The sequence below is a fragment of the Vallicoccus soli genome (assembly GCF_003594885.1).
In the GTDB taxonomy this organism is placed as follows: Bacteria; Actinomycetota; Actinomycetes; order Motilibacterales; family Motilibacteraceae; genus Vallicoccus; species Vallicoccus soli.
Map to the genome: position 1 here is coordinate 68,781 of NZ_QZEZ01000011.1, position 22,245 is coordinate 91,025.

Sequence of the window (22,245 nt, forward strand, 5' to 3'; positions counted from 1 at the left end):
GCGGCCGACGCGGCCGACGCGGCGCTGGGGCGGGCGGCGCGTGCTCGCCGCGCTGCTCGCCGCCGCCCTGGTGGCGGTGCTCGTCGTGGCCGGTGCGCGCGCGGTCCGCTGGGCGTCCGGCGGGGGCACGCTCCCGGCGCAGGTCCTGCCGGCCGACGCCCGGGCGTACCTCGCGGTCGACCTCGACCCGCCGGCGGGGCAGAAGCTGCAGGTCCTGCGGCTGCTGCGCTCGCTGCCGGACGGGCCCGGCGGCGACCGGGAGGACCTGCGGCGGGCGGCGTACGACCTGCTCGCCCGCGGCGGCGGGCTCGACGGCGTCGACTGGGAGCGCGACGTCGACCCGTGGCTCGGCGACCGGGTCGGCGTGGCCCTGCGCCCCCCGGTCGCGGGCGGGTCCGGGGGACCGGCGCGGGCAGCGGCACCGGTGCGCCCGGTCGCGGCGCTGGCCGTGCGGGACGAGGACGCCGCCCGCGCCGCCCTCGGGCGGCTGGCCGGGCGCGGCGGGGGACCTGGCTGGGTGCTCCTGGACGGCTACGCGCTCCTGGCGCCGGACCAGGCGCAGGCCGAGGACGCGGCCCGGGCCGCGCAGGACCGCCCGCTCGCCGACGACCCCGGGTTCGCGTCCGACGTCGACGCGCTCGGCGGCCGCGGCGTCGCGACCGCGTGGGCGGCCACGGCCGCCCTGGCCGCGCCGGCGCTCGCGGCCGCGCTCGACGCGTCCGGGGCGAGCGGCGGGACCGCCGCGGGGCGCGCGCTCGTCACCGGCGCCGACCTCGCCGCCGCGGCCCTGGGGCCGCGCACGGCCGCCGTGCTGCGGGTCGACGACGGTCGGCCGCGGCTCGTCGCGCGCACCAGCGGCGGCTGGGCGCGCCCGGCGGGCGCCGCGCCGCCGGGCCTGGCGGGCCTGCCGGTGGGGACCGCCGCGGCGCTCGCGGTGCACGGCCTCGGCGGCGCCCTCACGGCCGGCTGGGACCGGCTGGTCGAGGAGGACCCGCTCGTCGCGGGCGTCCTGGGTGGCGCGCCGGGCCAGCGCACCGCCGTCGAGGACCGGCTCGCCCTGGAGCTGCCGGCCGGCCTCGTCCCGCTCGCCGGCGAGGACCTGGCCCTCGCCCTGCGCCCGGGCGGCGCCGACGGGGCGGCGCTGCGGGTCCGGCACCCCGACCCGGAGGGTGCGGGGCGCGCGCTGGAGCGGTTGCTCGCGCTGGCCGGGCGCGCGGGCGCCCTGCCGGAGCGGGCCACCACCGACGGCAGGCTCGTCGTGGCGACGACGCCCTCGGCGCGCGGGGCGCTGGAGGTGAGCGGGTCGACGGGTCCCGGCGCCGCCGCGGGCCCCGCCCTGGGGGAGGAGCCGCGCGTCGCCGAGGCGCTGCCGCGGCTCGAGCAGGCGGTGGCGGCCGCGTACGTCGACCTCGACGGGCTCGCGCCCCCGGGTGGCTGGGCCCCCGGCAGCGCGCCCGCGCGCCTCGCCGGCGCCTTCGCCGCGGCGGGCGCGACGCTCGCCGTCCCCGCCCCCGGCGTCCTCGAGCTCGACCTGCGGCTGCTCCCGCGCTGACCGGCCGGGCGGCGCTAGGGTCCCGCCGTGGCACGGCGCAAGGAGAGCGGGGGGACCCCGGCGACGGTGGCGCTCGAGCGCGCCGGGGTGCCGTTCGCGCTACGGGCGTACGAGCACGACCCGGCGGCGGCGTCGTACGGGCTCGAGGCGGCGCACGCCCTGGGCGTCGAGCCCGAGCGCGTGCTCAAGACGCTGCTCGCCGAGGTGGACGGGCGCCTCGTCGTGGCGGTCGTCCCCGTCAGCGGGCAGCTCGACCTCAAGGCGCTCGCCGCCGCGGTGGGCGGCAAGCGCGCCGTCATGGCCGACCCGGCGGCGGCCGAGCGCAGCAGCGGCTACGTGGTGGGCGGCATCAGCCCGCTGGGGCAGCGCAGGGCGCTGCCGACGGTGGTCGACGCGAGCGCGCTCGGGCACGAGACCGTCCTGGTCTCCGGGGGGCGCCGGGGGCTCGACGTGGAGCTCGCGCCGGCGGACCTCGTCCGGCTCACCCGTGCGGTGGCGGCGCCGGTCGGCCGTCCGGGCTGACGCCGGCGGGGGACGCCCCGGCCTCCTCCTCCTCGGCACGAGCCGCGGGAGCCACGCCACCCGCGGCGCCGGCCCGTCGCGCCGCCCGCCGCTCGGCGCCGACCGCCAGCGCCTGCAGGGCGGTGAGCACGACCGCCGACGCGATCGGCCACAGCAGCAGCACCCCGGGGGCCCTCAGGCGCAGGCCACCGTCGAGCGTCGTGCCGACGGCCAGGCCCCGCGCCCGCTCGGCCACGTCGTCCGGCGCGAGGAGCACGCCGACGCGCCAGGCGAGCAGCGACCCCAGCACGCCCCCCGCGGCCGCGGCGCCGAGCAGCACCAGGCCGCGGGACCGGGCGAGCAGCCAGCCGGCGACGGCCACGAGCGCGCCGGCGGCCGTACCGAGGACGGCGAGCGTGCCGTCCGCGCCGACGAACGCCTGGTTCGTCAGGCCGTCCAGCGCGGCGCCGCCCTCCTGCACCCGCCACAGCGCGCGCGGCGCGAGCAGCGACCACAGCCAGCCGGCCGCGCCGCCGAGCGCGAGGGAGGCGACCACGACGGCGGCCGCGGTGGCGCCCGGACCGCGGGCGCCCGCGCTCACCGGCCACCCCCGGAGCGCTCGAGGACGACCTCGCCGCTGACGACGGCGCGCGGGCGGGCCAGCACCCCGAGCCCGTGCGGACCCCCGGCCCCGCCGGGGGCCGGGGGAGCGCCGGCACCCCGGGGGTCGGCGTCGAGCACGACGAGCCCGGCGCGGCCCCCCACCCGCAGCGCGCCGTCGACGCGCCCGGCGAGCCCGGGGGCCGCGGCGGCCCCGGTCGTGGCGGCGGCGAGCGCTCCCCGGACCCCGAGCCCGGCGCCGGCGAGCAGGCGCAGCTCGCCGGCGTCGGCCCCGGGGGCGGTCCCGGCGTTGCCGAGGTCGGTCCCGTAGCGCAGCGGGACGCCCGCGGCGACCAGCGACGCGGCCACGTCGACGACCGGGGCCGAGGCCCCCTCGGCGCCCGCGTGGGTGCGCAGGGTCGAGACGACGGGCAGCGCCAGGTCGGCGAGCCGTTCGAGCAGCGCGGCGGGCAGCGGCTCCACCGGCACGTGGCACAGCTCGTCGACGCCGGCGTCGAGGGCCGCCGCGACGGCGCCGGCCCGCAGGGCGTGGCAGGTCACCGCCAGGCCGTGCCGGTGCGCCGCGTCGACGACGGCGCGCGCCGTCGCGGGCCCGACGACCGGGCCGGCGGCCGGCTCGAGAGCCAGCTTGACGACGTCCACGCCCTCGGCGGCCAGCCGGTCGACCGCCGCGCGCGCCGCCGCCGGGTCGGCGACCTCCAGCCCGAACCCGCCGGCGCCCCAGGAGCGCACCGGGTAGCCGCCCGGAGCGGTGAGCAGCGGGCCGGCGACGGCCACGGCGGGCGCGGCGAGGGCCCGCCAGCGGGCGGCGTCGGCCGGGGGAGCGCCGAGGTCGCGCGCCGCCACCACCCCGCCGGCGAGGACCGCGCCCGGGTCTGCGAAGGCGAGGTGCACGTGCGCGTCGACGAGGCCCGGGCCGACGACGGCGCCCGGACCGCCGAGCACGGGCAGCCCGGGGCGCTCCCCCTGCCACGGCCCCAGGGCGGCGACCCGCCCGTCGAGGACGACGACCTCGCCGTCGGGCAGGTCGTCGTCGGCGTCCCAGCGGGGGACCACGCGCCCGCGCAGGACGAGGCCGCGCGGGCGCGAGCGGGCCGGCGGCGCGCCGGGGGCCGGTGCGGTGCGCATCACGCGAGCGTAGGCGGAGCGCCCGGTGTCGGCGCGCCCGCCACCGGGGACGATGGTGCACGACAGTTCCGCGACACCGAGGAGCAGCCCACGTGCTGACCGTGAACGCCTACGCGACCGCCGGCCCCACCGAGCCGCTGCGCCCGACGACGATCGAGCGCCGCGACCTGGGCCCGACGGACGTGCTCATCGACATCGCCTACGCCGGCATCTGCCACTCCGACATCCACACCGCCCGCGGGGAGTGGGGCGAGACCATCTACCCGCTCGTGCCCGGCCACGAGATCGCCGGCACGGTCGAGGCGGTCGGCCCGGAGGTCACGCGGTACGCCGTCGGGGACCGGGTCGGTGTGGGGTGCATGGTCGACTCCTGCCGCGAGTGCGCGCCGTGCCGGGCAGGCGAGGAGCAGTACTGCCTCAAGGGCAACGTCGGCACCTACGACGCGATCGGCAAGGACGGCCGCCCGACCGAGGGCGGCTACAGCGAGAAGGTGGTCGTCGACGAGGCGTACGTCCTGGGGATCCCCGAGGGCATCGGCCTCGACGTCGCCGCGCCGCTGCTCTGCGCGGGCATCACGCTCTACAGCCCGCTCAAGCGCTGGGGCGCCGGGCCCGGGACGAAGGTCGCGATCGTCGGCCTCGGCGGGCTCGGGCACATGGGCGTGAAGATCGCCAAGGCGCTGGGCGCCGAGGTGAGCGTCCTGTCCCAGTCGCTGAAGAAGCAGGAGGACGGCCTGCGCCTGGGCGCGGACCACTACTACGCGACGGGCGACCCGGAGACCTTCGAGCGGCTCGCCGGGTCGTTCGACCTCATCGTCTCGACGGTCTCGGCGAGCGTCGACATGGGCGCCTACCTCTCGCTGCTGACGCTCGACGGCGCCCTCGTCAACGTCGGCGCCCCGGAGGAGCCGCTCTCGGTGCCCGCGTTCGCCCTCATCGGCGGGCGGCGCAGCCTGGCCGGCTCGATGATCGGCGGCATCCGCGAGACCCAGGAGATGCTCGACTTCTGCGCCGAGCACGGGCTCGGGGCCGAGGTCGAGGTCATCCCGGCGGAGGAGGTCAACGAGGCGTACGACCGCGTGGTGGCCAGCGACGTCCGCTACCGCTTCGTGATCGACGCGTCCACCCTGGCGCCCCAGGGCTGAGCCGCCGCCATCCCTGCACGATCACGGCAGGAGGGCGCACCCACCTCCTGCGGTGATCATGCGGGGACGGTGCTCAGTTGGCGCCGTACGGCGCGCGGACCAGGTCCACCGCGGGCACGGAGGGCAGGGCCCGGAGCACGCCGGCCTCGCGCCGTAGCAGCGCGAGCTCGGCGCGCAGCCGGTCCGCGGAGGTGGCGGCGGCGAGCAGGCCCTGCTTGTCGGTGCCGTCGAGGACGACGGCCGCGGCGACCACGTACGACAGCAGCTGCGGCTCGTCGGGCAGCGCGCCCTCCGGGTCGTCGGGGAGCTCCTCCTCGACCGCCCCGAGCAGGCGGGCCCGGTAGCGGCGGAACGCCGCGCGGACCGGGTCGACGAGCGCCGCGGCCCCCTCGCCGTCCGGCTCGCCGAGCAGCTCGACGTCGGCCTGCAGGTACGACCGCGAGGCGTCCAGCCCGAGGATGCGGAAGCGGGTCGTGCCGACGGTGGCGATGTCCGCCCGCCCGTCGGGGTACGGCTCGACCTGGCGCAGCTCGGCGCAGCAACCCACCGCGTGCAGGGCCGCCAGCCCGGCGACCCCGTCGACCCCGACCTCGCGCCCCTCGCGCAGCGCGACCACCCCGAAGCGCCGCGGCGCGCCCTCGGGCAGGGCGACGAGGTCCCGTACGAGGTCGCGGTAGCGCTGCTCGAACACGTGCAGGGGGAGCAGCAGGCCGGGGTAGAGCACGGTGCCCAGCGGGAACAGCGGGATCCGGGTGCTCACCGGCCCAGCGTAGGAGCGGGCGGGCCCCGGCGCGCGCCTAGACTGGCCGCGTGATCCCCCGGACCGACCTGCGCGGCACCGCCCTGTCCGCCCTCGACGCGGCGGGGCTGCACGACGTCCTGCCCCGCGCGGAGCTCGACGTGGAGGCGGCCGCCGCGGCGGTCGCGCCGCTGCTCGCGGACGTGCGCGAGCGGGGCGAGGCGGCCGTGCTCGAGGCGGGCGAGCGGTTCGACGGGGTGCGCCCGCCGTCGCTGCGGGTCCCCGCCGAGGCCCTCGCGCAGGCCCTCGACCGGCTCGACCCGGCGGTCCGCGCCGCGCTCGAGGTGAGCATCGAGCGGGCGCGGCGGGTGCACGAGGACCAGCGCCGGCTCGACCACACCACGCAGGTCGTCCCCGGCGGCAGCGTCACCGAGCGGTGGCTGCCGGTGCGCCGGGTGGGGCTCTACGCGCCGGGCGGGCGCGCGGTCTACCCGAGCAGCGTGGTCATGAACGTCGTGCCGGCGCAGGTGGCCGGCGTCGAGGAGCTCGTCGTCGTCAGCCCGCCGCAGCGCGAGCACGGCGGCCTGCCGCACCCGACGATCCTCGCCGCCTGCGCCCTGCTCGGGGTCGAGGAGGTGTACGCCGCCGGCGGCGCCCAGGCGGTCGCCATGCTCGCGTACGGGGCCGGCGCCTGCCGCCCCGTGGACATCGTCACCGGGCCCGGTAACGTCTGGGTCGCGGCGGCCAAGCGCCTCGTCCGCGGCGTCGTGGGCATCGACTCCGAGGCCGGGCCCACCGAGATCGCGGTCCTCGCCGACGACAGCGCCGACCCCGCGCACGTCGCGGCTGACCTGATCAGCCAGGCCGAGCACGACGTCGTCGCCGCGGCGGTGCTCGTCACCGACTCGCCGGCGCTGGCCGACGCGGTGGTCGCCGAGCTCGAGGTGCAGGTGCCGCAGGCCAAGCACGCCGAGCGCATCCGCCAGGCCCTTGCGGGCCGGCAGTCCGCGGTCGTCCTCGTCGACGACCTCGAGGCGGGGCTGCGCGTCGTCGACGCCTACGCCGCGGAGCACCTGGAGGTGCAGACCCGCGACGCGCGGCGGTGGGCGTACCGGGTGCGCAACGCCGGCGCGGTGTTCGTCGGGCCGTACGCGCCGGTCTCCCTCGGCGACTACGCCGCCGGGTCCAACCACGTCCTGCCGACCGGCGGCTGCGCCTGCCACTCCAGCGGCCTGTCGGTGCAGACGTTCCTGCGCGGCATCCACGTCGTCGAGTACGACGAGGGCGCCCTGCGCGACGTCGCCCCGCACGTCGTCGTGCTCGCCCAGGCCGAGGACCTGCCCGCGCACGGGCAGGCGGTCGAGGTGCGGTTCCGGTGAGCGAGGCGGCCACCGCGACCCCCACCGACGAGCGCACCCCCCTCGACCGGCTGCCGCTGCGCGCGGAGCTGCGCGGGAAGGTGCCGTACGGCGCGCCCCAGCTCGACGTGCCGGTGCTGCTCAACGTCAACGAGAACCCGTACGCGCCGTCGGACGCGCTCGTCGCGGACGTCGCGGCGGCGGTGGCCGAGGCGACCCGCGGGCTCAACCGCTACCCGGAGCGCGACGCGGTGGCGCTGCGCGAGGACCTCGCGGCGTACCTGCTCCGCGAGTCGGGCGTCGCCCTCGACGCGTCGCGGGTCTGGGCGGCCAACGGCTCCAACGAGGTCATGCTGCAGCTCCTGCAGGCCTTCGGCGGGCCGGGCCGGCGCGCGCTGGGCTTCGCGCCGACCTACTCGATGTACCCGGACTACTGCCGCGACTCGCACACCCGCTGGGTGACGGAGCCGCGGCGCGACGACTTCACCATCGACGTCGAGCGGGCCGTCGGGGCCATCGCGGACCAGCAGCCCAGCGTCGTCCTCGTCGCCTCGCCGAACAACCCGACCGGCACGGCGCTGGACGCCGCGACGGTGCTGGCCCTCTACGAGGCGTGCGTCGACGCCTGCAGCCTGCTCGTCGTCGACGAGGCGTACGCGGAGTTCCGCCGCCCGGGCACGCCGAGCGCGCTGGAGCTGCTCGAGGGGCGCCCGCTGCTCGTCGTCACCCGCACCATGAGCAAGGCGTTCGCGCTCGCCGGCGCCCGCCTGGGCTACCTCGCCGCCGACCCGGCGGTCGTCGACGCGCTGCAGCTGGTCCGGCTGCCGTACCACCTCTCGGCGGTGACCCAGGCCGTCACCCGGGCCGCCCTGCGGCACACCGACGAGCTCCAGGCCGAGGTGGCGGCGCTGCGCGGCGCCCGCGACGAGCTCGTCGCGTGGCTGCGGGCCCGGGGCCACGAGGTCGCCGAGACCGACGCCAACTTCGCGCTGTTCGGCCGCTTCGCCGACCGGCACGCCGTCTGGCAGGGGCTGCTCGACCGCGGCGTGCTCGTGCGCGAGACGGGGCCCGACGGCTGGCTCCGGGTGAGCGTGGGCACCCCGGCCGAGATGGACGCTTTCCGCACCGCACTCGAGGAGGTCACGGCGTGAGCCGCACGGGCAGGGTCCAGCGCACGACGAAGGAGTCCGACGTCCTCGTCGAGATCGACCTCGACGGCACCGGGGCGGTGGAGGTCTCCACCGGCGTGGGCTTCTACGACCACATGCTCGACCAGCTCGGGCGCCACGGCCTGTTCGACCTGCGGGTCAAGACCGAGGGCGACCTGCACATCGACACGCACCACACGGTCGAGGACACCGCGATCGCGCTCGGCCAGGCGTTCCGGCAGGCCCTCGGCGACAAGGTGGGCATCCGCCGCTTCGCCGACAGCCTCGTGCCGCTCGACGAGGCGCTCGCCCGCGTCGCGGTGGACGTGGCGGGCCGGCCCTACCTCGTGCACACGGAGCCCGAGGGGCTCGCGCCGACCATCGGGGCGTACGAGTCCTCGCTGACCCGCCACGTCTGGGAGGCCTTCAGCCACCACGCGGCCATCGCGCTGCACATCGACGTGCTGCGCGGGCGCAACGCCCACCACGTGGCCGAGTGCCAGTTCAAGGGCGTGGCCCGCGCCCTGCGCGACGCCGTGGCCTTCGACCCGCGCGAGACGGGCGTGCCGTCCACCAAGGGCGTGCTGTGAGCAAGCGGGTCGTCGTCCTCGACTACGGCTCGGGGAACGTGCGCTCGGCGGTGCGCGCGCTCGAGCGCACCGGGGCGCGGGTCGAGCTCACCGCCGACCGCACCGCCGCGCGCGAGGCCGACGGGCTCGTCGTGCCCGGCGTCGGCGCGTTCGCCGCGTGCATGGCCGGCCTCGACGCGGTCCGCGCGCACGAGCTCGTCGGGCGGCGCCTCGCCGGGGGCCGGCCCGTGCTCGGGATCTGCGTCGGCATGCAGGTGATGTTCGCCCGCGGCGTCGAGCACGGCCAGGACACCGAGGGCTTCGGCGAGTGGCCGGGCACGGTGGAGAAGCTCGAGGCGCCCGTGCTGCCGCACATGGGCTGGAACACCGTCGAGGCGCCGCAGGGCTCCGCGCTCTTCGCCGGCGTCGAGGGCGAGCGCTTCTACTTCGTGCACTCGTACGGCGTCCGGCGCTGGGAGCTCGAGCCGTCCGAGCGGCTGCGCGCGCCGCTCGTCACGTGGGCCGAGCACGGCGACCGCTTCGTGGCGGCCGTCGAGAACGGCCCGCTGGCCGCGACGCAGTTCCACCCGGAGAAGAGCGGTGACGCGGGGGCGCAGCTGCTGCGCAACTGGGTCGCCGCGCTGTGACGGGCCGGTGAGCGCCCCGTGAGCCGCGAGCGGGCCCGCCGCCGGGCCGAGCGCGCCGCGCGCGAGGGCGCCACCGCCGAGGTGCGCGCGGCCGAGGCGGCCCGGGCGCGCGAGCTGCAGCGCCGCCGCGACCTCGGCCAGGCGCGCCGCCGCCGCCTCACCGGCGCCGTGCGCGACCGCCTCGACCGCCGGCGCCGCGCCCGCCGGGCGCAGGGGTCCCTCGCCCGGCGCCGGCGCCGCCAGGACCGCGTCCTGCTCGCCCTCGTCGTGCTGAGCCAGGTCGTGGTGTGGGTCCTGTCCGACAGCTGGTGGTGGCGCCTCGGCGCGCTGCTGCTGGCCCTGCTCGCCCTGCCCGTCCTCGCCACCCTGCTCTTCGACCGGAGGTCCGCCCGATGACCGACCCCACCGCCCTGTCCGGCGCGGCCCCGCACCCGCCGATGGGCGCGCTGCCCGGCACAGGCCCGGCGACCGAGCCGGGGACGCCGCTGGGCGGGCGCCCGGGGGAGCGGCGCCTCGTGCTGCTGCCGGCCGTCGACGTGGCGGACGGGCAGGCGGTGCGCCTGGTGCAGGGCGAGGCCGGCTCGGAGACCTCGTACGGCGACCCGCTCGCCGCCGCGCTCGCCTGGCAGGAGGCGGGCGCGGAGTGGGTGCACCTCGTCGACCTCGACGCGGCCTTCGGCCGCGGGTCGAACCGCGAGCAGCTGGCCGAGGTCGTCGGGCGCCTCGACGTGCAGGTGGAGCTGTCCGGCGGCATCCGCGACGACGCGACCCTCGACGCGGCGCTGGCCACGGGCTGCGCGCGGGTCAACCTCGGCACGGCCGCGCTGGAGTCGCCCGACTGGGTGCGCTCGGCCATCGCGCGCCACGGCGAGCGCATCGCCGTCGGGCTCGACGTGCGCGGCACGACGCTCGCCGCGCGGGGCTGGACGCAGGAGGGCGGCGAGCTCTTCGAGGTGCTCGAGCGCCTCGACCGCGACGGGTGCGCCCGCTACGTCGTGACCGACGTCCGCAAGGACGGCACCCTGCAGGGCCCCAACCTCGACCTGCTGCGCGACGTGTGCGCGGCCACCGACCGCCCGGTCGTCGCCAGCGGCGGCGTCTCCTCGCTCGAGGACCTGGAGGCGCTGCGCTCCCTCGTCCCGGTCGGCGTCGAGGGCGCGATCGTCGGCAAGGCGCTCTACGCCCGCGCCTTCACGCTGCAGGAGGCCCTGGCGGTGGCCGGTGGCTGAGCGCATCTCCTCCGGCGGCCGCTGGGAGGAGGCGATCGGCTACTCGCGCGCCGTGGTCGCCGGTCCCTGGGTGCTCGTGTCGGGCTCCACCGCGGCCACGCCGGACGGGGTCGTCGAGCACGAGGGCGACCCGTACCAGCAGACCCTCGCCGCGTTCCGCGTCGCCGAGCGCGCGCTCGCCCGGGCCGGCTGCACGCTCGCCGACGTGGTGCGCACCCGCATGTACGTCGTGCACACCTCCGACAGCGAGGCGGTCGGCCGGGCCCACGCCGAGCTCTTCGGCGACGTGCGCCCCGCGGCGACGATGGTCGGGGTCGGCGGGCTCATCGACCGGCGGATGCTCGTCGAGGTCGAGGTGGACGCGTACCGCGGATGAGCCGGCTCAGCGCGGGCGGCCCTCACGCAGCGCCGCCAGCGAGCGCTCGACCCGCCGGGCGCGCGTCTCGGGCGACGTCGCGCCCTCGACCTGGGTGACGTGGTGCTTGCGGGCGCTGGGGGGCAGCCCGTCGAAGTACGCCCGCGCGGCCGGCTCGGCGTCGAGCGCGGCGGCGAGGTCGTCGGGCAGGGCGACCTCCCGCGGCGCCGTGTCGAGCTCGAGGCGCACCTCCACCGCGTCGCCGGCGGCGACGCCGGCGCCGGCCCGGTGCTCCGCGCTGAGCGGGAGCATCGCGCGCCCGCCCCTCGAGCCGACCGTGCTGCGGTACGCGTAGTCGCCCACCACCACCCGCACCGCCGGGCGCCGGCCCCCGCCCAGGGCGTCCAGCGCCTCGGGCGGCACGGGGATGCCCGTGGCCGTACGGCCCCCGAGCTCGACCACCGCCGTGAACGTCGTCGTCATCGCCGCTCCTCCTCCTGCTGCTCTGCGGTACCGACCCGCGGCCGCGGCCGGACTCATCGCCCCGCCCGCGGCGATCGTGCGCCCGTGGTGGCCCCGCCGGAGGCGAGGTAGCGCCGCGCGAGGTTCGCGGTCCCGCGCGCGAAGCCCGCGCGCACCGAGCGGGCCTGCTCGACCTCGGCGTGGCTGCCGACCCAGGCGAGCAGCAGCATGCGGCGCACGAGGACGAGGCTCGGCAGGACGGCCTCGTCCTCGGCCGTGAGGTCCGCCTCGCTGCGGTAGCCGCGGACCCACGCGGCGAGCAGCGCCGGCAGGTCGGGGCGGTGCTCCAGGAACGACAGGGTGGCCGCGGCGTCCCACAGGAACCACGACTCGCCGCAGTCGTCGAAGTCGATGACGACGACGCCGTGCTCGACGTGGTCCGGCGGCGCGACGAGGTTCGCGCGGCGCATGTCCCCGTGCACCAGGCCGAAGCGGTCCGGGCCGTCGCCGTACGCCGCGAGCCGCGCGCGGGCGAGGTCCGCCGCCGCCGCGAGGACCGCGCGCCCGGCGTCGTCGAGGTCGGGCCCGTCCTGCCACCGCCCCCAGTGCCCGTCCGGGCCGAGGCAGGTCGACCAGTCCCAGCGCGGGCGGGTGAAGCCGGGCGGGCGGGGCCAGGAGCGGGCGTGGGCGTGCATCCGGGCGGCGAGGGCACCCAGGCGCTCGAGGTCCTGCGGCAGCGGCGCCTCCGGCGGGGGGCCGCCGGGGACGTGCTCGGAGAGGACGGCGAGGCGGGTACGGCCGCCGTACCGGAACGCGGCGACGTGCCCGCCGTCGCGGGTGGGCAGGACGGCCGGGGTGCGGACCACCCCGCCGGCGCGCAGCGAACGGACCCAGGCGACCTCGCTCGCGACCTCCTCGCGGGTGCGGTAGCCGGGGCGGGCGAGGCGCAGGACCAGGCGCGGCCCGCCGGGGGGCTCGACGAGGTACGTCGCGTTCTCCGACAGGGCGAGCAGGCGCAGCGGAGCACCGGGCGTCACGTCCCAGCGCTCGAGCGCGGCGGCCGCCGCGGCGGGCTCGTCGAGGGGCGCGTCGCTGTCCGGCACGGCGGGGACGGTACCGGGCGCGCCGCGTGCGAGGCTGCGGGGATGAGCGACGAGGTCCTGCGCTGGGCGCCGGACGCCGACGGCGACCCGGCCCTCCTCACGTACACCTTCGGCGGGGCCGCTCCGGTCGCCACGCTGCGCCCGGGGCAGGTGCTGTCCACGTGGACCCTCGACTGCTTCGGCGGCCGGATCACCTCGGTGGACCAGCTGGTGAGCGAGGTGGCGGACCCGCGCTACCTCAACCCGCAGACCGGGCCGTTCTGGGTCGAGGGCGCCGCGCCCGGCGACACCCTCGCGGTGCACTTCCTGTCCGTAGAGCCCCGGTACGCCCGCGGGGTCTCCTCGACGGTCCCGTTCTTCGGGGCGCTCACCGCGACCCCGCGCACGGCGATGCTGCACCCGGCCCTGCCGGAGCGGACCTGGGTGTACGAGCTCGACCTGCAGGAGCGGCTGGTGCGCTACGCCGCCCGCGACACGGACTTCACCGCGGCCCTGCCGCTGGACCCCATGCACGGCACGGTCGGCGTGGCGCCGCCGCTGGGCGAGGTGCGCTCCTCGCTCACCCCCGGCTCGTGGGGCGGCAACATGGACACCCCGGAGATGCGGGCCGGCGCGACCTGCTACCTCGGCGTCAACGTCGAGGGTGCGCTGCTCAGCCTCGGCGACGGGCACGCCCGCCAGGGCGAGGGGGAGACGTGCGGCGTGGCCGTCGAGACGGCGATGGACACCACGCTGGTCGTCGAGCTGGTCAAGGGCGCCCCGACCGCGTGGCCGCGGATCGAGGACGACGCGCACCTCATGACGACGGGCTCCTCGCGGCCCCTGGAGGACGCTTTCCGCATCGCCCACCAGCAGATGGTGCTGTGGGTCGCGGAGCTCACCGGGATGTCGGAGCTCGACAGCTACCAGTTCGTCACGCAGGTCGCGCTCACGCCGGTGGCCAACGTGGTCGACACGGACTACACGGTGGTCTGCAAGGTGCCGAAGCGCTTCCTCGGCGACCTGGACGGGACCCGGGGGGCGTACGGGGGAGTGCACGCCCGGCTGCGCAGCAGGGGCTAGTCGCGCCGCACCCCGTCGGGCCGCAGGTCTTCCCATGGGTACCCCCCGGGGGTACGTTCGTCCCACCAGCCGTTCGAGAGGGGCGATCACATGCCACAGCACCCGACGTACGACCGCGCGCGCCACGGTGGGCGCGTCGACGGTGCTCCGGCGACGGCGCCGGACGCGGCCGCGCAGCGCCGCCGGCTGGACCGCCTGGCCGTCTCGGCCACCCTGCACTGCCTCACCGGCTGCGCGATCGGCGAGGTCCTCGGCATGGTCATCGGCACAGCGCTGGGCTGGTCCGACCTGCAGACGATCGCCCTCGCCGTGGGGCTGGCCTTCGTCTTCGGCTACGGCCTGACCGTCGCTCCCGTGCTGCGCTCGGGGCTGGCGCTGCGGACCGCCCTCGGGGTCGCCCTCGCCGCGGACACCCTGTCGATCACCGTCATGGAGGTCGTCGACAACGCGATCATGCTGGCGATCCCCGGCGCCATGGACGCCGGCCTCGCCGACCCGCGCTTCTGGGGGAGCCTGGTCGTGGCCCTCGCCGTCGCCTTCGTGGTGACGGTCCCGGTCAACCGGGCCCTCATCCGCCGAGGCCGCGGCCACGCCGTCGTCCACCGCTACCACCACTGAGGACGGTCCCCGCGGTCCGACGGCGTTGGAGCCCGGCGGCAGGGTGCGCTAGCGGCGGGCTCGGCGCGCCCGCGCCATGATGGCGAGGACCACCTCGGTCTTGGCGTCGGCGTAGTCGTTCGTGTCGTCCCACCGCCGGCCCATCAGGTGCCGCTTCGTGCGCTCGTAGAGCGCGCGGTCGTCCGCGTCGGACCGCAGGTGGTCGCGCAGCAGGAGGTAGGCGTCCACGGCGGGGTCGCCCCGCCCGTAGACGTGCACGTGGACGTCGCGCGCCCCGGTGCGCACGAGGCGGTGCCGCGGCTCGCGGACCCGCAGCTGGTACCCCGCGGCCAGCAGGGGGTCGAGGTAGTCCTCCTCGGCGGTGATGTCGTCCACCACGACGACGACGTCGACGACCGGCTTCGCCGCCAGCCCGGGGACGGACGTCGACCCGATGTGCTCGACCTCGACGTCCTGCCCGTCCAGCGCGGCGAGGATCCGCCGGCGGTGCTCCTCGTACACGCCCGCCCAGCGCTCGTCGTGGTCCTGCAGGCCGACCGCGAGCGCCTCGGCGCCCCCGACGACCTCGACCGTCGTGACGTCCGGCCGGCGCGACCCCCAGTCCCCGCTCACCGGCGCGTCCCCGCAGCGGTCGCACCGGGCAGGAGCCGGGCGAGGACGCCCGCGCTGGCGTCGTCGCTCGGGTAGAACGACTCGACGGTCAGCTCGTCCAGGGTGACGTCGCCCGCCGTGGACAGGGCTGCGGCGATGCTGAACATCGACACGGTGCTCTCGCCGACCCGCAGCACCATCGGCAGGACCGTGTCGTGCTCGGACGGCTCGGACGGCTCGGGCCCCTCGCCCGCGGGGGCCGGGTAGGCGCGCACCTCGGACCGCAGCGAGCGCAGACGGTCGTCGCCGGTCGCCGCGATGCGCCGGTCCAGCTGCAGCAGCAGGTGCGCGCGCCACCGGGGCAGGTTGAGCAGGCGCGGTGCGAGGCCGCGGGAGTGCAGGGTGAGGCGCAGCACGTTCAGCGGCGGCTCGAGCAGGTCCGGCGCGACACCGTCGAGCAGGGCCGGTACGGCGGCGTTGGCGTCGACGACCTCCCACCACCGGTTGAGCACGACGGCGGGGTAGGGCTCGTGCCGGTCCAGGACGAGCCGCAGCGCGGCCGCCACGTGCGCCAGGGCTGCCGCCTCCAGCGCCCGTTCGGGGTAGACGGGCGCGTGGCCGGCCGCGAGCAGGGCCTCGTTGCGCTCCCGCAGCGGGATCTGCAGGTGCTCGCCCAGTCGCAGGACCATCTCGGAGGACGGCCGCGCGCGCCCGGTCTCGATGCAGCTCAGGTGGCGCGTGGACACGTCGCAGCGCGCCGACAGCTCCAGCTGGCTCAGCCGCCTCTCCTGCCGCCACCGGCGCAGCAGCTCGCCGACCGCTCGCCCACGCACGGGTACCCCACCGATCACAGCTGGACGCTAGCCCCCCGCCCGCACGGCCACCATGACCTGCGAGGTCATCGACAGGACGCCGCGTGCTCGGCTCGTATGGGGTCGGCCGCCGCAGGGGTGGCCGAGGACCGGGGATCGGAGACGACGTGGACGTGCGAGAGACGGCCGACCGCAGCAGTGCCGGGCGGGGCGCGAACGGCCCCCGACCGGTGGGGCGCGCCCTGGACCAGGTGCCCGCATGACCGCGTACGCCCTGGCCCGCCTGCAGCGGCCCGCCGAGCCGGTCCACCCCGAGGTGCTGGACTACCTGCGGGAGATCGACGGCACCCTCGAGCCGTTCGGCGGGCGCTTCCTCGTCCACGGCGCGCCCGTCGACGTCCGCGAGGGCGACTGGCAGGGCGACGTCGTCCTCATCGCCTTCCCCGACCTGGCCTCCGCGCGGGCGTGGTACGGGTCGCCGGCCTACGTGGCCATCAGGCGCTGGCGCACGGACCACATCGCGGGCGACGCCGTGCTCGTCGACGGCGTGGGTCCGGGCCACCGGGCGACCGACCTGACGGCCGCGCTCTCCGCCCCGGCCGACCCGGGCCGGCCGCCGCGCTGACCCGTCGACCACCCCTGACCCGTGCGCCGGCGGACCCCCGACGGGGGCCCTGGCCGGCGCCGGGCAGGGGTCACGGCGTCGGGGGAGCGCCGGGGCCGAGCTCCACCGTCTCGTTCTCCCCGACGTCGGGGCGCTGGCCCTTGACCTTGCTGGTGGCCAGGGCGATGAGGTTGGTGACGGCACCGCCCGGGGTGTCCCAGTACTCCGCGCTCTCGGCGTGCACCCTGATGAGGGCCAGGCCGGGCGTGCCAGGGCCGTCCGGGAACCACGCCTGCAGAGCGGGGTTCCACAGCTCCTCGGCCTTGGCCCGGTCCTGCACGACCTCCGCGGTGCCCGCCAGGGAGAGCCAGGTGTCGCGGCTGGCGAAGGCCGCGTTGACGTGCGCCCCGTGCTGGATCTCGTGGACCTTGGGGGAGTCGCCGTCGGAGGCGAACCACAGGTCGCCGTCGAAGCGGACCTGCTGCACGGCCATGGGGCGGCTCACCAGGCGCCCGTCGTCGGCCACGGTGGTCAGCATGCAGGTCTTGATGTCCTTGATGATGTCGGCGACCTTCTCGACGCCGCTGCGCTCGTCAGCCACGAGGGCTCTCCTGTCCGTCGGGTGCTCGAAGGCCTTCGGGTCGAGACGCTAGGTGCGGGGACCCGTGACGGCAACAGCCGCGTCGTACGGCCCCCGGCGCAGGCGCACCTCCGGTCCGGACGCCCTGCCCATGACCGGTACCGGGGCTCACCGCGCCGGCCGCAGCACCCCGAGGAGCCGTACGACGCCCTCCCCGTGGGTGGCGTCGAGCTCCTCCTGCAGGGACGCGAACGCGACCGGGACGGTCAGCTCGACCTGCCCCGCCGCCTCCGTGACGCTCGAGGACAGGGCGCCGTGCCGGCCGGTGAGCTCGTCCTGGAGCGCGTACAGCTCCGCCCGTGTGCGCTGCGCCCTGCTGACGCACAGCGGTCCGCCCCACTCCTCGCGCAGGGCGGCCTCGAGCGCGGCGGGGTCGCCCGTCGTGCTCACGTTGAGCACCAGCTGCTGCGGCGAGCCCGGGGAGGGCTCAGCGCCAGGCTCGTCGGCTTGCACTGGGAGGAGCTGGTCGAGCCACACGCCACCCAGGTGCTCCGACTCCTCGGCCCGCGCGACGGCCCGCTGCAGCGCGGCCTCGTCGGCGCGGGACGCGTCGGTGGGTCGCCACCCGCCCTCGGGCTCCGGGCACGGGCTGGCGAAGGGGTCCTCGGCGTCGCCCAGCGGGTCCGCGGTGGACGGCGGGGCGGGGACCGCCCGCTCGACGACGAAGGCCCCGCCCTCCAGGCGCCCGGTGACCTCGTAGTCGCCCCAGGTCGTGCCGCCGGCGCTCTCGTACGAGCCCCCGGGCTGCGCGCCCCAGTCCCACCCGGGCAGGGCCGGGCCGCCGCACTGCGGGGGGAACGACTCCTGGACGCCGCCGAGGCACAGCTCGGGCCCGAGGTGCCCGCTCTCGAGGACGAGGGCGCGGGTGCGCAGGAGGCCGTCGTACCCGTCGGGCACCAGGTCGGCGGGCGGTGCCGAGCGCACGGCAGGCGGCCGCGGTGCTCCGGTCGGGCTCGTGCCGCCGCACGCCGCCAGGAGCGGTGCTGCCACCAGCAGCCCCGCCGCCAGCAGGGCAGCCCGCGAGCCCGAGGTCACCACGGGCCTGGGACGCGCCGCGCGCTCGCACGGTTCCGGCCGCCTCCTGCGGAGGCCCTCGTACGGCGGCAGGTCCGGCGAGCCCGATCACGGCACCTGGACGGGGGCGACGAGCTCGTCCGGGGCCCGCCGCGACCGCCCGGTGCCGGTGACGACCGCGAGCCCTTCGCGGGCCCAGTACTCGAAGCCACCGATCAGCTCCTTCACCCGGGTGTAGCCCATCGAGGCGAGGGTCGAGGCGGCCTTGGTGGCACCGTTGCAGCCCGGGCCCCAGCAGTAGACGACGATCGGCGCGTCCAGGTCCGGTGCCAGGTCCCCGATGCGGTCCCGCACCTGCCCACCGGGCAGGTGCACCGCCCCGGGGATGCGGCCCTGCTCCCAGCTCGCGTCCGAGCGCACGTCGAGCACCAGCGGCCCGGCGCCGCCGGCGCGGGCCGACGCCAGGTCGGCCGGGTCGGTCTGGTGGGCCAGCTTGGCGGCGAAGAAGTCCACGGCGGAGATCGAGGTCGGCATGCGCACCATCGAACCGGGACGGGACCGGGGGGACCAGCGCGATCCCACGGCCTGCACGCCGTCGCGCCGCTGATCCGCTGGTACTTTCCCGGTCGTGGCGACGAATCCGCGGCCGTCCCTCGATGCGACCGACCGGAGCATCCTCGAGAAGCTCCAGCGCGACGGCCGGACCAGCGTCGCGGACCTGGCCCGTGCGATCAACCTGTCCGCGAGCGCCACCGCCGAGCGGCTGCGCCGCCTCACCGACACCGGGGTGATCACCGGCTACAGCGCCACCCTGGACCCCGAGGCGCTGGGGTACTCGGTGACCGCGTTCGTGCGCCTGGCGTACCCCACGGGTAACTACAAGCCGTTCCACGACCTGCTCGCGGTCACCCCCGAGGTGGTCGAGGCCCACCACGTCACCGGCGACGACTGCTTCGTCCTCAAGGTCCTCGCCCGCTCGATGCGCGACCTGGAGCGCATCACCGGCGGGCTGGCGACGCTGGGCAGCATCACCACCAGCGTCGTCTACTCCAGCCCGCTGCCGCACCGACCCCTCGAGCCCGCGTAGCGGCGCGAGGCCGGACCGGGCCCGTCCTCCGGGGGAGCGAGCTCCGCTACCTCGGCGCGGCCCGAGCGGCGTCGACGACGAGGAACGGACTCCCGGGCTCCCGCACGAGGACCGCCCCGCGGGTTCAGGTGGCGGCGCGCTCCGCATCGCTGCGCAGGATGCAGAACTCGTTCCCCTCGGGGTCGGCGAGCACCACCCATCCCGGACCGTCGGGCTCGCGCAGGTCCCGCACGATGCTGGCGCCGAGCCCGAGCAGGCGCGCCAGCTCCTCGTCCCGGGTGCCGGTCGCGGGGACGAGGTCCAGGTGCAGCCGGTTCTTGACCTGCTTCGGTTCGGGGACCTCGATGAACAGCAACCGCTGCGAACCGTCGGGGGACATGATCAGGCACTCCTCGTCCCCGGGCGCGTCCGGCTGCTCCGGGTCGCCGGCGAAACCGAGCACCTGACCCCAGAACACGGACTGCGCGTAGGCGTCGGTCGCGTCGAAGGACGTGTGCGAGATCAGCGACGTCACGGCTCCCCACCCTAGAGGGCTGCGGTGTCGACGGAACCTCCTCCGGTGCCGGCGCCGTCCGCGACGGACCGATGAGTCCGGGTCGCGACCACCGTCTACCCGTCGACGGACCATCGAGCTGGAGGACGCCATGGCGACCCGCCCCATCGAGAAGCAGATCGACGTCGACGCCCCGCGCGAGCGCGTGTGGGAGGTCCTGACCGGCGACGCCACGTACCGGCAGTGGACGGCGGAGTTCGCCGAGGGGTCGTACGCCGACACCGACTGGCAGGAGGGCGGCGACGTCCGGTTCCTCGGCCCCGACGGGACCGGCCTGGTCGGGCGGGTCGTCGCGAGCCACCGGCCCGAGCTCCTCGACGTCGAGTACACCGGTGTCGTGGGCGGCGGCAGCGACGACACCGAGAGCGAGCAGGCGCGCCTGTGGGCCGGGACGCACGAGACGTACCGCCTGGCTGAGGCCGCTGGCGGGACGCACCTGGCGATCTCCGCCCCGATGGAGGACGCCTACTACGACGACATGGCGGCGGCGTGGGACCGCGCGCTGGCCAGGGTCAAGGAGCTGGCCGAGTCACGGTAGCGGGTCGGCCCGGTGTTCAGGGTCACCTGGGCAGTGGGGATGCTCCTGGGACGGCGCCGAGGTCTTGGTAGGGGGGGTGCGTGCTCAGGCCGCACGCGCCGCCTGGGCCCCCATCGGCGCCGTGCCCGGCTACCGCGTCGAGCTCGCCCTGGACTCCGTGACGACGGGCAGGGCTTGGCCCGAGCCCTGACTGCCGGTGACCGGCAACTCTGACCGCTCCGATGCGCGAGCGCGCGCAGCTCGTGGGTCGAACAGCCAGGGCGATGTACGAGCATCGCCGGGGACCGCTGCAACCAGGAAGCGGGAGGATCGACGTGCCGTTCTCGGAGTTGGCTCGTCTGTTGCTGCAGGAGCTCGACAGGACGCAGGGCAGGACGGACATGGGCTTCGCCGTGGCTCTCGAGCGCACGTGGCTCGAGGTCGACGACGGCGGTGAGGCGCTGAGAGTGGTGTATCGGCACCCGCTGCACGGAGGGCGTCTCGGGCTCAGGGTCCTGGTCCACGAGGAGCACCGATCCCCGCTGCTGCCCGCTGGCGCTCACCTGGCAGATGTGCTGCGAGTACTACTGCAGGAGGTCACGGACGCTGTCGGCGAGCCCCTGGGCAGGAGCGCCGGCCTGCTGGTGGTCGATGACGACGGCGTGCAATGGTGGGGTGACGGTTACCCGGGCTAGCTGAGCATTCCCTGCTGGGGCAACCCACGGACTGGCGATCGGACCGAGTGCGGGCCATGCACTGCCTCAACTGCCGCTGAGGGGCTGCATGCGCACTTCGATCTCGGCCGCGGTGAAGAGCAGGTGCATGGTGGAGGTCGACAGGGCGAAGGTCCCGTTCGAGTCGTCGCACTCGAAGCACGCTACGTGTCGAAGGGTCACCGGCGGGGTGTCGGGCGCGGCGGCCTCATCCGCGTGGGACAGCACGATCACGTCGAAGAAGCGGAACTCCGCGACCGGCGTCGCGACCGCCTCCCTGGGTGTCCACGCCGGGTCGTCGTAGAGGAACCGCAGGACCATCGAGGGCGGGGCCGTCGGCTCGTACGTCATGCACTTGAAGGCCATGTCGTGCAGACGGACCGGGACACCGCTGGTGGTGGTCAGCTCATACAGGCCGGTACCACCCGCCCGGACCTCTTCAAGGCTCACGCCTCTAAGGCTGATCATGCTGTCCTTCGCTGTGGTCATGACGACGAAGCGTCATGCCGAAGAGCAGTGCGGTCCTCACGCGCCACTCTAGGCCGCGGTTCCGCAGAGGAACGCCTTGGAGACCAACGGGGCTGACCAAGGTCGCTGCACGACCATCCCTGAAGCGGCCACCAACGGAGCCTGGCGGCGATGCCCGCTGTCGTGCTCCTGAGGCTGCGGGCCGCCGAGGACGCTGCCTTCGAGGAGAGCGCCCATCCTCGCCGCGTCCGTCCCCAACGTCCTCCGGGTGCGGCGGGGACGCTGCCCGTTCGCCCGCTGCGACCTCGCCCGCGGGTCAGGCCCCGCCCGCCGCTCACCTCCTCGTGCGGCCAGGCCGGTCCGTCGCAGGTCACCCCCGCCGGACCCGCGCGGGTCACCAACGCGGAACTGGCCCCACCCCCCTGCTCGCTCAGGCGCTGGTGAGACGCCGCTTGTGAGATCGTGTGGCGGTGACCGGAGCCTGTGAGGTCTGCGGCGGGGACCTCGAGGGTCGCCTGGTCGGCAGCAGGGCCGTGTGGCGCCACGTGCACCAGCCGGCGCGTGAGCACGAGCCCGTGCTGGCGGGCTTCGAGGGCTCCAAGCGCTCGGTGAACGGGCCTCGTGCCGAGCGCGCCGTCGGCATCGTCGCCTCCACCGGCAGCGAGGCGGGACTGCTGCGCCAGCGCCTGGGCGAGTTCGCCCGGGCCCGCGAGGTCCGACAGGCGATCGCGCGCCACGGCTACTTCATCATCGCGACCACCGGTGACCCCGAGGGCGACCCCGACATGGAGTACGTCCGCGACCTGCCGCGCGGCGCGCCGGAGGCCTACCTCGGCAACCCGGTGCACCCGCACGAGCTCGCCTGCAGCCAGCGCCCGGAGCCGCCTCGCAAGAGGAGGAAGCGTCGCAGTTAGGCCGCTCCGGGCCGCTTCCGGTCGCTCCGGGCCGCCCCGGAGGCCGCTGCTGACCCCGCTCGGGGGGGGGGGGGGGGGGGGGGGGGGGGGGGGCG

29 protein-coding genes are annotated in these 22,245 nt (G+C 76.8%); 17 read left to right on the forward strand and 12 right to left on the reverse strand.

The features are described from left to right. Positions 1–40: 40 nt before the first annotated feature. The gene (locus D5H78_RS17780) at positions 41–1,552 is read left to right on the forward strand and encodes a DUF3352 domain-containing protein (protein WP_165865792.1); all 1,512 of its coding nucleotides are present in this window, start codon (positions 41–43) and stop codon (positions 1,550–1,552) included. Between the two features lie 27 nt (positions 1,553–1,579). Further along, positions 1,580–2,074, forward strand: a complete 495-nt coding sequence (ybaK, locus tag D5H78_RS17785) for a Cys-tRNA(Pro) deacylase (RefSeq protein WP_119951841.1) — start codon at positions 1,580–1,582, stop codon at positions 2,072–2,074. Here the strand turns inward: ybaK and D5H78_RS17790 are convergent. Both D5H78_RS17790 and D5H78_RS17795 read right to left on the reverse strand, forming a co-directional pair. Beyond that, positions 2,034–2,654, reverse strand: coding sequence for a hypothetical protein (locus tag D5H78_RS17790; RefSeq protein ID WP_119951842.1), 621 nt, complete (start codon positions 2,652–2,654; stop codon positions 2,034–2,036). The genes ybaK and D5H78_RS17790 overlap by 41 nt on opposite strands. Then, on the reverse strand, positions 2,651–3,802 hold the full coding sequence (locus tag D5H78_RS17795) for an amidohydrolase family protein (RefSeq protein ID WP_119951843.1): 1,152 nt from the start codon (positions 3,800–3,802) through the stop codon (positions 2,651–2,653). The genes D5H78_RS17790 and D5H78_RS17795 overlap by 4 nt, the downstream gene beginning before the upstream one ends. 92 nt (positions 3,803–3,894) lie before the next feature. Here D5H78_RS17795 and D5H78_RS17800 point away from each other — a divergent pair, with 92 nt between their 5' ends. Continuing rightward, complete coding sequence (locus D5H78_RS17800) at positions 3,895–4,947, forward strand: NAD(P)-dependent alcohol dehydrogenase (RefSeq protein ID WP_119951844.1); 1,053 nt, start codon at positions 3,895–3,897, stop codon at positions 4,945–4,947. Between the two features lie 73 nt (positions 4,948–5,020). Here the strand turns inward: D5H78_RS17800 and D5H78_RS17805 are convergent, their stop codons facing one another. Further along, positions 5,021–5,707 (reverse strand): LON peptidase substrate-binding domain-containing protein, encoded by a 687-nt coding sequence (locus D5H78_RS17805; protein ID WP_119951845.1) that lies wholly within the window; start codon positions 5,705–5,707, stop codon positions 5,021–5,023. Positions 5,708–5,757: 50 nt separating this feature from the next. On the opposite strand from D5H78_RS17805, the gene hisD reads away from it, so the two are divergent. Genes hisD through D5H78_RS17840 form a run of 7 tightly spaced genes read left to right on the forward strand, consistent with a single transcriptional unit; the run spans position 5,758 to position 11,013 of the window. After that, positions 5,758–7,065: a histidinol dehydrogenase gene (hisD, locus tag D5H78_RS17810; protein WP_119951846.1), complete on the forward strand. Its 1,308-nt coding sequence runs from the start codon at positions 5,758–5,760 to the stop codon at positions 7,063–7,065. Next, on the forward strand, positions 7,062–8,195 hold the full coding sequence (locus D5H78_RS17815; RefSeq protein ID WP_119951847.1) for a histidinol-phosphate transaminase: 1,134 nt from the start codon (positions 7,062–7,064) through the stop codon (positions 8,193–8,195). Before hisD ends, D5H78_RS17815 begins: the two co-directional genes overlap by 4 nt. Beyond that, positions 8,192–8,782 carry an imidazoleglycerol-phosphate dehydratase HisB gene (gene hisB, locus D5H78_RS17820; protein WP_119951848.1) on the forward strand — a complete coding sequence of 197 codons (591 nt, stop codon included), beginning with the start codon at positions 8,192–8,194 and terminating at the stop codon, positions 8,780–8,782. The genes D5H78_RS17815 and hisB overlap by 4 nt, the downstream gene beginning before the upstream one ends. Beyond that, on the forward strand, positions 8,779–9,408 hold the full coding sequence (gene hisH / locus D5H78_RS17825) for an imidazole glycerol phosphate synthase subunit HisH (RefSeq protein WP_119951849.1): 630 nt from the start codon (positions 8,779–8,781) through the stop codon (positions 9,406–9,408). The genes hisB and hisH overlap by 4 nt, the downstream gene beginning before the upstream one ends. An 18-nt stretch (positions 9,409–9,426) precedes the next feature. Beyond that, the gene (locus tag D5H78_RS17830; RefSeq protein ID WP_119951850.1) at positions 9,427–9,804 is read left to right on the forward strand and encodes a hypothetical protein; all 378 of its coding nucleotides are present in this window, start codon (positions 9,427–9,429) and stop codon (positions 9,802–9,804) included. After that, the gene (gene priA, locus D5H78_RS17835) at positions 9,801–10,637 is read left to right on the forward strand and encodes a bifunctional 1-(5-phosphoribosyl)-5-((5-phosphoribosylamino)methylideneamino)imidazole-4-carboxamide isomerase/phosphoribosylanthranilate isomerase PriA (RefSeq protein ID WP_245941704.1); all 837 of its coding nucleotides are present in this window, start codon (positions 9,801–9,803) and stop codon (positions 10,635–10,637) included. The genes D5H78_RS17830 and priA overlap by 4 nt, the downstream gene beginning before the upstream one ends. Continuing rightward, the gene (locus tag D5H78_RS17840) at positions 10,630–11,013 is read left to right on the forward strand and encodes a RidA family protein (protein WP_119951851.1); all 384 of its coding nucleotides are present in this window, start codon (positions 10,630–10,632) and stop codon (positions 11,011–11,013) included. Before priA ends, D5H78_RS17840 begins: the two co-directional genes overlap by 8 nt. Positions 11,014–11,019: 6 nt before the next feature. Here D5H78_RS17840 and D5H78_RS17845 read toward each other — a convergent pair whose 3' ends face one another. Beyond that, positions 11,020–11,475, reverse strand: a complete 456-nt coding sequence (locus D5H78_RS17845; protein ID WP_119951852.1) for a YdeI/OmpD-associated family protein — start codon at positions 11,473–11,475, stop codon at positions 11,020–11,022. A gap of 53 nt (positions 11,476–11,528) precedes the next feature. Continuing rightward, entirely contained in the window at positions 11,529–12,557 is a 1,029-nt protein-coding gene (locus D5H78_RS17850; protein ID WP_119951853.1) for a phosphotransferase enzyme family protein, read from the reverse strand. 42 nt (positions 12,558–12,599) lie between these two features. Between D5H78_RS17850 and D5H78_RS17855 the strand changes: the two genes are divergently transcribed. Both D5H78_RS17855 and D5H78_RS17860 read left to right on the forward strand, forming a co-directional pair. Further along, positions 12,600–13,619: an acetamidase/formamidase family protein gene (locus tag D5H78_RS17855; protein WP_119951854.1), complete on the forward strand. Its 1,020-nt coding sequence runs from the start codon at positions 12,600–12,602 to the stop codon at positions 13,617–13,619. 90 nt (positions 13,620–13,709) lie between these two features. After that, the gene (locus tag D5H78_RS17860) at positions 13,710–14,237 is read left to right on the forward strand and encodes a DUF4396 domain-containing protein (RefSeq protein WP_119951855.1); all 528 of its coding nucleotides are present in this window, start codon (positions 13,710–13,712) and stop codon (positions 14,235–14,237) included. A gap of 48 nt (positions 14,238–14,285) precedes the next feature. On the opposite strand, the gene D5H78_RS17865 is transcribed toward D5H78_RS17860, so the two are convergent. Together D5H78_RS17865 and D5H78_RS17870 are read right to left on the reverse strand one after the other, a co-directional pair. Next, positions 14,286–14,849, reverse strand: a complete 564-nt coding sequence (locus D5H78_RS17865; RefSeq protein WP_119951856.1) for a GrpB family protein — start codon at positions 14,847–14,849, stop codon at positions 14,286–14,288. Then, positions 14,846–15,661, reverse strand: coding sequence for a helix-turn-helix domain-containing protein (locus D5H78_RS17870; protein ID WP_218566776.1), 816 nt, complete (start codon positions 15,659–15,661; stop codon positions 14,846–14,848). The genes D5H78_RS17865 and D5H78_RS17870 overlap by 4 nt, the downstream gene beginning before the upstream one ends. 238 nt (positions 15,662–15,899) lie before the next feature. Here D5H78_RS17870 and D5H78_RS17875 point away from each other — a divergent pair, with 238 nt between their 5' ends. Then, complete coding sequence (locus tag D5H78_RS17875) at positions 15,900–16,265, forward strand: DUF1330 domain-containing protein (RefSeq protein WP_119951857.1); 366 nt, start codon at positions 15,900–15,902, stop codon at positions 16,263–16,265. A 70-nt stretch (positions 16,266–16,335) separates the two neighbouring features. Here D5H78_RS17875 and D5H78_RS17880 read toward each other — a convergent pair whose 3' ends face one another. From D5H78_RS17880 to D5H78_RS17890, 3 genes are all read right to left on the reverse strand, one after another. Continuing rightward, a complete protein-coding gene (locus D5H78_RS17880; RefSeq protein ID WP_119951858.1) occupies positions 16,336–16,845 on the reverse strand; it encodes a pyridoxamine 5'-phosphate oxidase family protein in 510 nt (169 codons plus the stop codon). 147 nt (positions 16,846–16,992) lie between these two features. Then, positions 16,993–17,874, reverse strand: a complete 882-nt coding sequence (locus D5H78_RS17885; protein WP_133412091.1) for a hypothetical protein — start codon at positions 17,872–17,874, stop codon at positions 16,993–16,995. Between the two features lie 132 nt (positions 17,875–18,006). Then, positions 18,007–18,441, reverse strand: a complete 435-nt coding sequence (locus D5H78_RS17890; protein WP_425472979.1) for a rhodanese-like domain-containing protein — start codon at positions 18,439–18,441, stop codon at positions 18,007–18,009. An 85-nt stretch (positions 18,442–18,526) separates the two neighbouring features. On the opposite strand from D5H78_RS17890, the gene D5H78_RS17895 reads away from it, so the two are divergent. Next, positions 18,527–18,985: an Lrp/AsnC family transcriptional regulator gene (locus D5H78_RS17895; protein ID WP_119951861.1), complete on the forward strand. Its 459-nt coding sequence runs from the start codon at positions 18,527–18,529 to the stop codon at positions 18,983–18,985. 124 nt (positions 18,986–19,109) lie between these two features. Here the strand turns inward: D5H78_RS17895 and D5H78_RS17900 are convergent, their stop codons facing one another. Continuing rightward, complete coding sequence (locus D5H78_RS17900; protein ID WP_119951862.1) at positions 19,110–19,499, reverse strand: VOC family protein; 390 nt, start codon at positions 19,497–19,499, stop codon at positions 19,110–19,112. A 130-nt stretch (positions 19,500–19,629) separates the two neighbouring features. Between D5H78_RS17900 and D5H78_RS17905 the strand changes: the two genes are divergently transcribed. Together D5H78_RS17905 and D5H78_RS17910 are read left to right on the forward strand one after the other, a co-directional pair. After that, on the forward strand, positions 19,630–20,076 hold the full coding sequence (locus D5H78_RS17905) for an SRPBCC family protein (RefSeq protein WP_119951863.1): 447 nt from the start codon (positions 19,630–19,632) through the stop codon (positions 20,074–20,076). A gap of 314 nt (positions 20,077–20,390) precedes the next feature. After that, complete coding sequence (locus D5H78_RS17910) at positions 20,391–20,750, forward strand: hypothetical protein (protein WP_119951864.1); 360 nt, start codon at positions 20,391–20,393, stop codon at positions 20,748–20,750. Between the two features lie 66 nt (positions 20,751–20,816). On the opposite strand, the gene D5H78_RS17915 is transcribed toward D5H78_RS17910, so the two are convergent. After that, a complete protein-coding gene (locus D5H78_RS17915; RefSeq protein WP_119951865.1) occupies positions 20,817–21,257 on the reverse strand; it encodes a hypothetical protein in 441 nt (146 codons plus the stop codon). A 449-nt stretch (positions 21,258–21,706) separates the two neighbouring features. On the opposite strand from D5H78_RS17915, the gene D5H78_RS17920 reads away from it, so the two are divergent. After that, positions 21,707–22,150, forward strand: coding sequence for a hypothetical protein (locus tag D5H78_RS17920; RefSeq protein ID WP_133412092.1), 444 nt, complete (start codon positions 21,707–21,709; stop codon positions 22,148–22,150). The last annotated feature ends 95 nt before the right edge of the window (positions 22,151–22,245 follow it).